This is a genomic window from Streptomyces sp. NPDC059832 (genome assembly GCF_042731715.1).
Taxonomy (GTDB): domain Bacteria; phylum Actinomycetota; class Actinomycetes; order Streptomycetales; family Streptomycetaceae; genus Streptomyces.
Map to the genome: position 1 here is coordinate 299,791 of NZ_JBHWIY010000008.1, position 12,184 is coordinate 311,974.

Annotated in this window: 11 protein-coding genes and 2 pseudogenes; 6 read left to right on the forward strand and 7 right to left on the reverse strand. The window is 69.8% G+C overall.

What is annotated here, in order from left to right:
- Nucleotides 1-444 precede the first annotated feature (444 nt).
- Both ACFV8T_RS17275 and ACFV8T_RS17280 read left to right on the forward strand, forming a co-directional pair.
- The gene (locus ACFV8T_RS17275) at nt 445-1,005 is read left to right on the forward strand and encodes a winged helix-turn-helix domain-containing protein (protein ID WP_385328273.1); all 561 of its coding nucleotides are present in this window, start codon (nt 445-447) and stop codon (nt 1,003-1,005) included.
- Nucleotides 933-1,499 carry a transposase gene (locus ACFV8T_RS17280; protein ID WP_385328349.1) on the forward strand — a complete coding sequence of 189 codons (567 nt, stop codon included), beginning with the start codon at nt 933-935 and terminating at the stop codon, nt 1,497-1,499. The genes ACFV8T_RS17275 and ACFV8T_RS17280 overlap by 73 nt, the downstream gene beginning before the upstream one ends.
- 256 nt (nt 1,500-1,755) lie before the next feature.
- Here ACFV8T_RS17280 and ACFV8T_RS17285 read toward each other — a convergent pair whose 3' ends face one another.
- The 3 genes from ACFV8T_RS17285 to ACFV8T_RS17295 all read right to left on the reverse strand — a co-directional run bounded on the left by ACFV8T_RS17285 (nt 1,756) and on the right by ACFV8T_RS17295 (nt 3,710).
- Nucleotides 1,756-2,715: a tyrosine-type recombinase/integrase gene (locus ACFV8T_RS17285; protein ID WP_385328274.1), complete on the reverse strand. Its 960-nt coding sequence runs from the start codon at nt 2,713-2,715 to the stop codon at nt 1,756-1,758.
- 189 nt (nt 2,716-2,904) lie between these two features.
- On the reverse strand, nt 2,905-3,111 hold the full coding sequence (locus tag ACFV8T_RS17290; RefSeq protein ID WP_385328275.1) for a helix-turn-helix domain-containing protein: 207 nt from the start codon (nt 3,109-3,111) through the stop codon (nt 2,905-2,907).
- 314 nt (nt 3,112-3,425) lie between these two features.
- Nucleotides 3,426-3,710 (reverse strand): helix-turn-helix domain-containing protein, encoded by a 285-nt coding sequence (locus ACFV8T_RS17295; protein ID WP_385328276.1) that lies wholly within the window; start codon nt 3,708-3,710, stop codon nt 3,426-3,428.
- 268 nt (nt 3,711-3,978) lie between these two features.
- On the opposite strand from ACFV8T_RS17295, the gene ACFV8T_RS17300 reads away from it, so the two are divergent.
- From ACFV8T_RS17300 to ACFV8T_RS17315, 4 genes are all read left to right on the forward strand, one after another.
- Entirely contained in the window at nt 3,979-4,869 is an 891-nt protein-coding gene (locus tag ACFV8T_RS17300; RefSeq protein ID WP_385328351.1) for a hypothetical protein, read from the forward strand.
- On the forward strand, nt 4,866-5,561 hold the full coding sequence (locus ACFV8T_RS17305) for an ATP-binding protein (RefSeq protein WP_385328277.1): 696 nt from the start codon (nt 4,866-4,868) through the stop codon (nt 5,559-5,561). The genes ACFV8T_RS17300 and ACFV8T_RS17305 overlap by 4 nt, the downstream gene beginning before the upstream one ends.
- A 924-nt stretch (nt 5,562-6,485) precedes the next feature.
- A complete protein-coding gene (mobC, locus tag ACFV8T_RS17310) occupies nt 6,486-6,932 on the forward strand; it encodes a plasmid mobilization relaxosome protein MobC (protein WP_385328279.1) in 447 nt (148 codons plus the stop codon).
- Nucleotides 6,933-8,600: a relaxase/mobilization nuclease domain-containing protein gene (locus ACFV8T_RS17315; protein ID WP_385328281.1), complete on the forward strand. Its 1,668-nt coding sequence runs from the start codon at nt 6,933-6,935 to the stop codon at nt 8,598-8,600.
- Nucleotides 8,601-9,046: 446 nt separating this feature from the next.
- Here the strand turns inward: ACFV8T_RS17315 and ACFV8T_RS17320 are convergent.
- The 4 genes and pseudogenes from ACFV8T_RS17320 to ACFV8T_RS17335 all read right to left on the reverse strand — a co-directional run bounded on the left by ACFV8T_RS17320 (nt 9,047) and on the right by ACFV8T_RS17335 (nt 12,182).
- Nucleotides 9,047-9,583, reverse strand: a pseudogene (locus tag ACFV8T_RS17320) (flavoprotein).
- Nucleotides 9,580-10,548 (reverse strand): annotated as a pseudogene (locus ACFV8T_RS17325) (FAD-dependent oxidoreductase). Before ACFV8T_RS17325 ends, ACFV8T_RS17320 begins: the two co-directional pseudogenes overlap by 4 nt.
- Nucleotides 10,549-10,568: 20 nt before the next feature.
- The gene (locus ACFV8T_RS17330) at nt 10,569-10,973 is read right to left on the reverse strand and encodes an NUDIX domain-containing protein (protein ID WP_385328283.1); all 405 of its coding nucleotides are present in this window, start codon (nt 10,971-10,973) and stop codon (nt 10,569-10,571) included.
- Between the two features lie 9 nt (nt 10,974-10,982).
- Nucleotides 10,983-12,182: a damage-control phosphatase ARMT1 family protein gene (locus tag ACFV8T_RS17335; protein WP_385328285.1), complete on the reverse strand. Its 1,200-nt coding sequence runs from the start codon at nt 12,180-12,182 to the stop codon at nt 10,983-10,985.
- Between the last annotated feature and the right edge of the window lie 2 nt (nt 12,183-12,184).

The following is a 12,184-nucleotide window of genomic DNA, read 5'->3' on the forward strand; positions in this document are numbered from 1 at the left end:
CCCCTTCCCTGGACCGTTCAACAACCACACCATTGGGGTCGCCGCGATGCAGGCCACCCCAACCACGATCAGCACAATCTTCCACGGCCGTGTCACGCCGTCCCGCCTTCCCCCTGACCAGCCTTTCCGCAGATACAGCAAGGACGCTCCTGCCATTGCCGCTGGTTCCAGCGGTCTGCGTCTACCTGGAGCGATCGAAGTGCGATGCCGTCCCGACCCAGGTAGGTGCCGACGATGAATGCCTCATGTCGGCCATCAGGACATGGGCAAATCCCGGTCGAGGGCGGGCAGGAGGCCGCGAACCGGCCTGTCGCAAGCAAAAGCCACTTGGTGGCCTTCGCGTTACTGACTTCGGCTCGTCAGGGTGAACTTTGGCGAAGTCCCTGATGGGCCCGGTGTGGTGGCTGTATCTCGTGATGTGTGAGGTATGCAGATGGGGGCGGGGTGACCGCTGTGGGACGGCGGCGCCGGGAGTCGGTGCGGATGCAGGCGGCCGAGTTGTTCGAGCAGAAGATCAAGCCGCTGGAGGTGGCACGGCGTCTGAGGGTGAGCCCGAAGTCGGCCTATCAGTGGCATCAGCTGTGGCGGGACGGCGGTGCTCAGGCTCTGGCCTCCCGTGGCCCGAGCGGATCCCGATGCCGTCTGTCCCCGCGCTGTCTGGACAAGCTGGCCGCGTATCTCGAGCAGGGCCCGGCCGCGCATGGCTGGGTGGAGGACCAGGTGTGGACCGCGGCGCGGGTGGCCACGCTGATCGGCAGGAAGTTCCACGTCTCCTACAGCGTCTCCGGGGCGACGAGGCTGCTGCACCGACTCGGCTTCAGCCCACAGGTCCCCGCGCGGCGGGTTGCCGAGCGCGACGAGCAGGCCGTCACCGTCTGGAAGGAGGCGACCTGGGACGAGGTAAAAGAACCCGGGCGGCCTGCGGGGGCTACATCTGCTTCGAGGACGAGGCAGGCTTCACCCGCAGGCCGCCCGAAGGACGCACCTGGGGCCGGCGCGGAGTGACTCCGCAGGTGACGGTGAGCGGACGGCGTTCGGGACGGCTGTCCGTGGCCGGGCTGATCGCCATGCGGCCCGGCTCCCGGACCCGGCTGTGCCATCGCCTGCGCGCCCACCCCTCGGGCAAAGGCGAGCGCCGCAGCATGGGAGAGCGCGACTTCATCGCGCTGATCGACGGTGTCCACCAGCTCGTCAAGGCACCGATCGTGCTCGTCTGGGACCGCCTGAACACCCACGTCTCCCACGCCATGCGTGAGCTGATCGCCGAGCGTGCATGGCTGACGGTGTTCCTGCTGCCCGCCTACTCGCCCGACCTCAACCCCGTCGAGTGGGTCTGGGCACACGTCAAACGCAGCCTGGCCAACCTCGCCGTCGTCGCCCTCGACCGCCTCGAGGCCCTCGTCCGCAACCGGCTCAAACGACTTCAGTACCAGCCCGACACCCTCGACGGCTTCATAGCCGGCACCGGCCTGACTCTCAACCCCCCAACGTCACCCTGACGAGCCGAAGTCAGTAGCAGGCCTCAACGGCGGTAAGGCTCGCAAACTCCTACCCGTCGAAAGACTATGCCGACAGTATCGAAGACCGTGCCACAGCCACCAGGAATGATCACGACGAGATGCGTCCAGGCGCTGCTGCCCCGGACTGCCACCCGTCGAGTGCGCCGCTGAGTCGTCAATAGGGCACGGCACATGGAAACAGAGGCACGGAACAAGCCGACAAGCGCCTCTCCGGGGAGGCGCAGCGACGTCCAGCTCACGCGGCGATGGTCAATGGAACGTCCAGCCGCTCCCACGCCCCGAGCACAGCCTTGTGGGCATCCGGCTGCAGATGCGCGTAGCGCTGGGTCGTCTGGAAGCTCTCGTGGCCGAGGAGGTGCTGAACCTCGTAGAGGGAGACTCCCTTCTGGACGAGCCACGAGGCACAGGTGTGGCGCATGGAGTGCGGCGGATAGTGCGGGACGGGGAGTTGCTCCCCGTGGGTGTCGAAGTAGTGGGCGTTCTCGATGGTCGGCCACCAGGTCTGGCGGCGCCAGTTGCCGTCGTCGAGCCGACGGCCGGCGCGGCCCTTGGTGATGGTGGTGAAGACTAGGGCGTCGCGGTCGAGTGGGTGGATGTGCCGTTCGAGGGCGTCCAGGACCTGTGGTGGGAGCGGGACCTCTCGGCGGCTCCTCGAGCTCTTGGGGTACTCCTTGATGCCGCTCTTGGTATTGACCTCCACCACGAACAAGCGGGAACGGCGCTGGTCGATCCGATGGCGGTGCAGGCCGGCGAGTTCGCCCCAGCGCAGGCCCGTGTAGAAGCCGAGCAGGCACATGGTGCGCCACGGGGCCGGGAGCTCGTCGACGATGCTCTGCGCCTGGTCGAGGGTGAACCACTGCGGCGGCTTGACCGCGATCTGCGGCAGGTCGATGTTCCGGCAGGGGCTGACCGCGATGACATCGTCGTCGACGGCCGCCCGCATGATGGACGACAGCAGGTTGTACGCCCTCTTGATCGCGGATGCGCCGACCCCCTTCTCCACCAGTCCGCGGATCCAGCTCTGGACGTCCATGCGGGTGACAGCCCGCATCTCCCAGTCGGTCCAGTGGGGCAGCACGTGGTTCTTGATGCTGGAGGCATCACCGCGCAGCGTGTGGGGCTCGACCACGCGGGCCTGCCACCAGCGGTCGTGCCACTCACAGAACGTCGTCTCACCCGCTCGGGGATCCCGCATGCTTCCACGGGCGAACTGGGTTTCCATCTCGGTACCCCAGACGCGGGCCTGCGCCTTGAGGGGAAACGACTCGCTGAACCGGTCTCCAGTCCGGTTGCGGACGGTCGCCTGCCATTTGCCGGACTTCAGCTTCCGGAGGTACGTGGTTCCGTTCCTTCCTGTTTCGCGTACGGAGGGACTTGGTCCTGGTCAGCGGCGGCGCGCGGGCGAGGCGACCGCCCGGCTGTTGATGAAGTCGTCCAGGCTCGCGGCGGGGACGCGGACGCGAGAGCGAGCCGGTCCCGTGCGCAGGTCGACGACGGGCAGCTCGCCGGCGGCGATGAAGCGGTAGACCGTTCGGCGGTCGACGTCCAGGGCTGCGGCGACGGCAGGTATGGACAGCAGGCGCGGTGCCATAGGCGGTTCCTTTGCGTGAGAAAGAGCGACGAGAATTGAGAGATCCAGCCGGGGCGAGAGGCAACAAGCCCAGCCGATGCTGCGAGATCGCCGAACAGGGCTTTACGAACGGCCGGGATCTCCGAGCGGAGCAGAAGAGGAAGCGAGCGGAGTTACGTGTGCGCGGCGGGGAATTCGAAAACGGCGCGTAGGCGAATCGAGCAAGGTGTCCTCTGGGGAGGTGGGCAGGCTTCTGGCAAGGACCGGTACGACGGGCGTTCCGGGACCCACAATGATCCGGAGAATCGCCGGTCAGGCTAACCGGCGATCGTCGGCTATATTCCGCCCGCGCCGACCGGTTCCAGGTGCGTACGTCGGCCGGCGAGAAGGGCCTGCGGGGCGACCCCGAGGGCTGTGGCGATGGCGACGAGGTCGTCGATGTCGCAGCGTCGGACGGTGCGTTCGATACGGGAGAGCGCGGTGAACGTCATGGGCCGGCCGAGGGCGGTGACGCGGGCGGCGAGCTGGCGCTGGGAGTAGCCGCAGGCGGTGCGGGCGCGTTCGATGGCCTGGGCGGCGGCTCGTCCGGCGGGTCCGATTTCGAGGGGGCGTGGCGGCATGGGTGGTGTTGTAGCTTGCGCACCGGCCCTTCTGGAAGGGTATTCATGTCTGCCGTGAGCGATGCGGATCGCACGGTGTTTTCCGGCGGCTATTTCGTCAACCGGGATTTCGGGTCTACAGCCACCGGGCCACGGGCGAAACGACTTGTGCATGATTCCAGAACCAAGTCTGGACTTTCGCACACCGGGTGTGGCTGTGTTGTCCATGCACCCTGGCGTCGCCGGATTCCCTGCCCCTCTCCCTGATTTCGAATGGTGGTCGATCGACATCGCCCGTATCCGCACCATCAAGCCCGAGGCGTTCGCGTCGGAGTCCCTCGCATCCGTGTCCCTGTCCGCCGAGCGGACCTTCTTCGGCCTGCTCACCCAGGCCGACGACCAGGGCCGCCTCCGCGACCAGGCCGCCGTCATCGCCGGCCAACTGTGGTCGCTGCGCCGCGAGCACGGCCCGGTGGAGGTCGAGGACGACCTCACCCAGCTCGACGCCGCCGGGCTGATCTGCCGCTACGAGGGCGGAGACGGCAAGCGGTACCTGCACATCGTCACCTTCGCCAAGCACCAGAAGATCAACCGCCCGAGCGGAGTCCGCAACCCACCGTGCCCACACCACAACCTCGGCATTCCGTGTGAGCCCTCACCGCAGACGCTCGGAGCGGTCGCGGAGCCCTCCGCGACTCAGCCGGGAGAACCCACGGAGATACCCGTGAACGACGAATCCGCAGGCCAGGGCGGATTCAGTGAGTTCTCACCGCAGCCGCAGGGAGGGCTCACGGAGCCTGCGGTGAGCCCTCACGGCCCGGATCTAGGACCTAGGAACAGGGATCTAGGAACTACCCCGTTGGGGGGCGCAAACGCCCCCGCGCCGCAGACCGTCTCGGCAAAGGACCTGATCAGCGAGTACGCCGCCGCGTGTACGCACCGCCCGCCCCGGGACGTTCTCGGCCAGCTCGGCGCGCAGGTGCGCAGGCTCCTCGGCGAGGGCATCGACGCCGCCCACGTACGGTCGGGTCTCGCACGGCATCGTGCCAAGGGCCTGCACCCGAGCACTCTGCCCAGCCTGGTGCACGAGGCCATGAACGCCTCCACGCCCGCCCCCGCCGCCCACCGGCCGTGGACCAACCCCGCCGACGTGGCCGCCGCCTACGGAGGTGACCTGTGACCGCCACCCTCACCCGGGACCCGCACCAGTTCGGCCGGATCACCGGCCGCCTCGGCGCCATCCTGGCCCAGCGGGGCCTCGGCCCCGCCGCCACCGCGCACGAGCCGCCGCCGGAGCCCGTCACCGCGCTGGAGCTGGCCGATGCCCGCATCCCCGCCCGCTACCGGTGCGCCCTGACCGACCACCCCCACGTCACCGCCTGGGTGGACGAGATCGCCCGCGCCGGCCGCCCCGGACCGGCAGGCGCACCGGGCATCGCGGAGGGCACCTCCCTGCTGATCGTCGGCCCCACCGGCACCGGCAAGACCCACCAGGCGTACGGCGCCATCCGCGCCCTCCTCGCCGCCGGGGTCCGCCTGCGCTGGGAGGCCGTCACCGCCGCCGACCTGTACGCCCGCCTGCGTCCACGCTCCGGCTTCGACAGCGAGCGCGAGCTACAGACCCTGGCGCGCTGCCCGCTGCTGCTCCTGGACGACCTCGGAGCAGCCAGGAACAGCGAGTGGACCGAAGAGCTCACCTACCGGCTGATCAACCACCGGTACGAGCACCTGCGCCCCACCCTGATCACCACCAACCTCCCCACCGCCGACCTACGCACCGCCCTCGGAGACCGCGTCGCCTCCCGCCTCGCCGAGATGACCGAACGCGTCATCCTCGACGGCCCCGACCGCAGACGCCACCCCGCGGCCTGACTTCCCTGCCGGGGACCGGGGACCGCACGGTCCCTGGTCCCCGGCTTGCGGGGGTTCCGGCAGGCCCAGTGGAGGCCGTACGCGGGGACCGGACCCGTCGAAAGCGGGGACCGTCCCCCGCCCCGGGGACCGTCCCCCTGACGACCCGTCGGTCCCCGGTCCCACCGGATACCGGGGAACGGTCCCCAACGCTCGCGGTCCCCGGTCCCGGTCCCCAGCCAAAGGCCGCAGCAGAAGCGGGACCGGGGACCGTGAGGACCTGCACCAGGGGACCGGCGAAGCCCAAGGGAACGGGGGCGCAGTCCGCCACCGCAGAAACGAAACCGCTGCTCAGGGGCACTGCGAGGCCGGTCCCCGTGTCCGCCCCCTGCGGCATGCGGTGCCGGTCCCCTGGGGATCTCGCACGCCGGAACCGTCCTGCTCGGTCCCCGCTCGGTCCCCGACAGAGCGGGGTGCCACCGAGGCAGGGACATCGGTCCGGGGCCCGAGCAAGGCGGGGACCGTCCCCGCTACGAGACGGTCCCGATTCGGGACCGACCGCCAGGGACCGAAGCCTCGTGGGGACCGGTCCCCAAGGGACCGGGGACTGCGGTGGGGGCCAGGAGCCACGGACTCAGGAACGGGCACCGAGCACGGCGTCCTGCGCAGCCGACGACGGAATCCGCAGATGCCCAACCCAGCTGCGTTCCCTCACCGCGCGTACGCCCTCACCGACCATCCGCACAACGACGAAGAACACGGAGACCAGACATGCACACCCCGCACCACGAAGTCCCCTCCATGCAGCAGGAGATGACCACCCCAGCCCCGGGCGGAGCAAGGTATGACGTTGGACCGTCCAAGGGCCGGTCCCACGCGGAAGCCTCCGCCCCGGGGACGGCGGAGGCGAGTCCCCGGCGCGAGGGCGCACCGGGAACAGGGGGTGTGCGTGCCGCCGACGAGGCCGCGCTGCGCCGAGTCGCCCACCGTCGCGCCCGCCAGGACGTGCAGCGCAAGGAGCGTGTCGACGTCCGCTACAGCACCGACGAGAAGCAGGCGATCCTCGCCGAGGCCCGCCGCCACAACCTGGCCGGCGCCCATCTTGTCGGTGCCATCGTCATGGCCCACCTGCACGGTGAACTCGCCCTGCCCGAGCAGCGCACCGCCATCGACGACCTGATCGACGAGTACGCCGCGCTGCGTATCCAGCTCGCCAGGATCGGCACGAACGCGAACCAGATCGCCCACCGCCTCAACGCTGGCGGTGAGGCACACCCGGTGGACGCCGCCGTGCTCGCCGTGGCCCGCCAACTCGTGGCAGCAGTGAGGCAGACGGTCACGGCGGTCGACACCGCCGCCGATGTGGCCGCCACAAACTGCCGGGCGGCCTGATTGATCGCGAACATCGTCAAGCCCGGCCACAAGACCCGAGGCGTCCTGAACTACCTCTACGGCCCCGGCCGCGCCAACGAGCACACCGACCCGCACCTCGTCGCCTCCTTCGACGGCTTCGCCCCCGACCCTGGCCGCAGCCCCGCCGCCACCCTCGCCCAGCTCGCCGACGTCCTCGACCTGCGGGTCAAGCAGGCCGGTCCGAAGGCGCCGGAGAACCACGTCTGGCACTGCTCGATCCGCGCCGCTCCCGAAGACCGCCGCCTGACCGACGACGAGTGGGCCACCATCGCCCGCCGCGTCCTCGACGCCACCGGCATCGCCCCCGTCGGCGACTCCGACGCCTGCCGCTGGGTCGCCGTCCGCCACGCCGACGACCACATCCACATCGTCGCCACCAAGGTCCGAGGCGACCTCCGCCCGCCCCGCAACTGGAACGACTTCCTGCGCGCTGACAAGGAACTCATCGTCATCGAGAAGGAGTACGGGCTCCGCCAGGTCCCGCGCGGCGACCGCACCGCCGCCAAGCGCCCCACTCGGGCCGAGCAGGAGAAGGCCCGCCGTACCGGGAACGCCCGGACCTCCCGCGAGCACCTGCGCACCATCGTCCGCACCGCAGTCTCGGCGGCCACGACCACCGAGGAGTTCTTCCGGCTCGTCAAAGGGACCGGCGCCCTTGTCGACGTCCAGTACTTCCCGTCCGGAGACGTCCGCGGCTACAAGGTCGCCCTCGACAACGACACCAACGCCCAGGGCGAGCCGGTGTGGTTCTCCGGTTCCACCCTCGCCGCCGACCTCTCCTACCCCAAGATCGCCGAACGCCTCGCGACCACGGAAGCACGGTCTGCCAACCAGACCGAAACCCCGGCCTGGCGACGACTCTCCGTCGCCATCGACCAGATACCCGACCACCTCGCCCACAGCGAGGACGAGGCCGGACAGGCCCACATCGCCGTCCTCGCCGAAGCCCTCGACGCACTTCCCCTGGTCGCGCCCGCCGGTCTCCAGGCCCAGCTGATGCAAGCAGCAGCGTTCGAGCGCGCCAGCCGCTCCCGTATCCGCGCCCATCACCAGCAGGCCCAGGCCACACGACGGGCGGTGAAGGCCATGCTGCGCGTGCCCCCACCCAGGGACGGAGCCCTCCTCGCGACCGTCCTCGACGCCCTCCTGCTGGCGGTCATCGCCGCCCAGCACTGGCACCGCACCCGCAACCACACCCAGCAGGCCGAAGCCGCCCGACAGGCAGCCGAGCACCTCCGTGTCGCCTACCGGGCCGCAGCCACAGAGCCGCTGGCCGTGATCCACCACCGGGGTCGGAGCCTTGCCCGGCCACTTCTGGAGCGGCAGGCCGCCGTGGTGCGCCAGGCGCTCCCCGACCTGGCCGAGCGGATCCTCGCCGAACCCGCCTGGCCCGCCCTCGCTGCCACCCTCGACGACGCCACCACGGCCGGCCACGGCCCCGCCGCGCTCCTCACCCAAGCCGCCCGCCACCGAGAACTCGACACCGCCGCCAACCTCGCCGAAGTCCTCACCTGGCGCCTGAAGCGCCTTCCGGATGTGGCAGTCGGGGAGCCTTCGCATGACAGGACGGCGGGCAGAGTTCAGCCTGGTCCTGCCACACCCACGCCAAGGGCGACGCGGTCAGGCTCCCTTCCAAGGAGCCGTTGACACGGCCCCTGTCCCGAGCGGTGCATCCCACGTTCACCGAGTGAACAGCCGGGGCGTTCACCCGGTGAACGTCCGCGATGTTCACCGGGTGAACAGGTCATGGCTCGTTCTCAGAGTGCCGTTCCGCGTCGGAACAGCGACCTCGTTCCAGCTCGGAACGCACCCCTTGTTCCGCCTCGGAGCACCGACGGACCGCTGTTCAGTTACTGAACGGCGGTGTCGTTTCGTAACTGAACGGCCTTCCCGTTCAGTTACTAAACAAGCCGACCGCTCCTCGTTCCACAGCACGCTCCCCAGTGCTGGCGTACGAAGGCGGTCCCGTTCCTCCAGGGAACACCGAACGCGTTCCCTGAAGGAACGGCCACCGCGTTCCCCGAGGGAACAGCGCTCGCGTTCCGATTCGGAACACGCTCGCCACGCTCATGAGAACGCAGGCCGGATCACGTTCAGTCGATCTTTCCCTCCAGCAGCTCCAACGCCTCCTCCCACCGGAAGCGGTCCGCTCCCCCACCCGCCTTCGGCCGGTGCGGCTCGTACCCCCCGACCAGCACACCCATCTCCCGCAGCTGCTCCAGGCTCCGCCCGTACGCCGGGTGCGCGGCCATCGCTGCGTTCACGTACAGCAGCACGACCATCGGGATGCCCATCCCATACGCCTCGCACAGGATGCCCAGCGCAAGGGTGTCGGCAATGCCAGCGGCCCACTTGTTGATCGTGTTGAACGTGGCGGGCGCGACGGCGATGGCGTCAGCGGGAGGGAGGGGGCGCGGGTCGCCGGGTCTGCGCCAGGCCGAGCGGATCGGGTAGCCGGTCTGGGCCTCGATCGCCTCGGTGTCGAGGAAGCCGAGGCCCTGGGGTGTGGCTATGACGCCGACGCCCCAGCCCTGCTACTACGCGGCAGTGATCAGCGTGTGGCCGTCGCCCGCGATGCCGGCGGCGCAGACGACGACGTAGAGGAAGGGCTTCCTCGGATGGTCGTTCACCGCACGTTTCCCCCGTCGGCGGCCAGGAGACTTGCAGCTTCTTCGGCGCAGCCCCACGAGAGCGTGACACCGGCGCCTCCGTGCCCGTAGTTGTGCAAGACCACGGTGCCGTCCTCCGCCCGCTCTGCATCCACTCGGACCCGGGCCCGGGTCGGTCTGGCACCGATCCGGTGCTCCAGGACGCGGGCCTCAGCAAGGCGGGGTTCGCCCTCGGCTCAGCGGGCCCGGATGTTGGCCGACGCCGTGTCGTCGGGGGCGAGGCCGCCTTCGCCGTCGATAGCCGTACCGCCCAGGACGACCGTGTCGCCGTGGGGGTAGAAGCACAGCAGGTCCGGAGAGAGGCCGGTGTCCTCGGAGAGGAACTCGGTCAGCCCCGGGTTGGTGACGACGACATGCTGGCCGCGGGTGGGCCGAAGGTCATGGTCAGGGACCAGTTCCTGGGCACCCAGGCCCGTGCAGTTGACGATCACGGGAGCAGGCGCGGCGTCCGCGAGCGAGGCCAGGCGCCGCCGCTCGACCGTTCCTCCAGCGGAGTCGAGCCGGCGCAGGAGGTAGGCGAGGTAAGTGGGCATGTCGATCAGCGGCACCGTGAACCGGTAGCGGACCGAGAACCCGGCCGGCAGCTCGGCCAGCTCACACGGCCGGAAGCCGGGCAGGGTGGTGGCCCAGTGCGGTGGCGCCTCAGCCGTGCGGGACGCCTCGATGCCGCTGGCGAGCCGGACGCCCGTGGACGGGTCCTGGGCCAGCTTGCGGAAGATCTCCAGGGACCGCTGCCCCCACTGGTCAACCTTGTCCTTCGGCTCGACCAGGTACGGCCCCCACATCGCCCCGGCCGCCAGCGAGGTGACGCCCGGCACCTGCTCGGCGATCACGTGCACCGAGGCTCCGGCCTCGGCGAGAACGACGGCGGTGGTGAGCCCCGCCACCCCAGCCCCGACAACGACAACGCGCGCCTCACGTCTCAAGGACGCTGACCCAACGGAGATCACGAGAGCAGAGCCGCATCGAGGTAGTTCTGCACCGGCTCGAACAGCCCGTACGGCACGTACTGCGGGATCTCGCCGTGCGCGGCCCAGGCCAGGCCGGCCACCTCATCACCACTCGCCACGACCGCCTGGCCGCCGACGGGGCGGCATGCGATGTAGTAGATCTCCCGGCCTGTCATGGGGTGAACCCGTTGTCCCAGCACGCTCTGTGGGACCACCAGGAGCCCGGTCTCTTCCTCGGTCTCACGTGCTGCGGCTTCCCCGGGGGTCTCCTCGGGTTCGATCTTCCCGGCCGGGAACTGCCACGAGAGTGCGCCTTCCGCGACTCGTCGCCGCACGAGCAGGACTCGCTCGCCCTGAACGACGACGGCAGCGGCGACTGGTCGCTGGGCCTCGGTAGTCACGAAGATCCCCTACCGTCGCACCTGAATCAGCGCGTGCGTTCCACTCGTACGCCAGGCAGCCCCGGACCGTTCGAGCGCGTCCAGTGCTTCCTGCTCCAAACCGACGATGACGTCGGACTTCAGGGTCCGGAGAGCCGCGACGGCCCCAGGGAAATATGCAGTGAGATCGGCGAAGGACGCCTTGGCGTCCCACAGCTGGTCACCCACCAGGCGCCGGTAGTTGAGGTCGCCCTTCAGGACCGTGAGCGTGGCGCTCTCGAACTCGCCGCGGAGGTCCTCGGGCATGTCCTCGTACGGCAGCGGAGCGCAGAAGAACGGGTGGGTGCGGACCTCCAGGCTTCCTGCCGCCATGGCCTTCCACAGCCGGCCTCCGATCGCACTGGCCTCGCCGGATGCCTCGGTGAGGCGACGGAGGCAGTCGACGACGTCGGCCGTCATCGCGTCGGAGACGTAGTAGGGGTACGGCTTGAGGTGAAGCACGACCTGTTCGACATGCCGCTGTTCGAGGAGGTGGTCGATGAGGATCAGGTCCGGGATCAGCTCGCGCCCCGCATTGTCCGCCACCACGGCGACAGCCGCGGAGCCCCCGACAGGCAGCAGCTGCCACAACAAGGCGCTGTCGTCGGCCACCAGCGCGGAGGCAGCGGCGTCACCGGCCACCGGCTCCCCCGCCGAGACGCGGAAGCCGAGGTCCGCCCGGTTGCCCCAGAGCGACGCGTGGAGCAGGGCCGCAGCCCGCTCGTCCGCCGGAACGCTCGCGAGCGCGTCCAGGGCCCGCAGTTCCTCCTCCACGGCCTCGCCGCGCAGCTCGGCCCGTTTGAACGGCGCGAACGGATCGACTCCCTGCCACGGCCCGGTGCCGAAGTACGCGACCGCACCGAGGAGCCTGCGGTAGAAGTAGCTCTCCGCCCACAAGAACGGGGCGTCGTACCAGGAGCGTCCGAAGTGCTCCTGCCCCCAGTCCGCCCAGCACTCACGGTCGTGCTCCCCAGGGGCGAGCGGCTCGATGACGCCATTGGTGATCTCGTCCAGCAGAGCGTCGAGGGCCTCGTGCTGCTGGCGGCCGTACGGGAAGGCGTCTCGTACCTGCTGGATGAGGGCAGGGTGGCGCTTGGCCAGCACACCCCAGGCGAACGAGCCGGGCTCGTTGCTCAGGATGACCGGCTCGCCAGTCACATCGCTCGAGATCCGGGAGGTCTTCTCTGTCATGG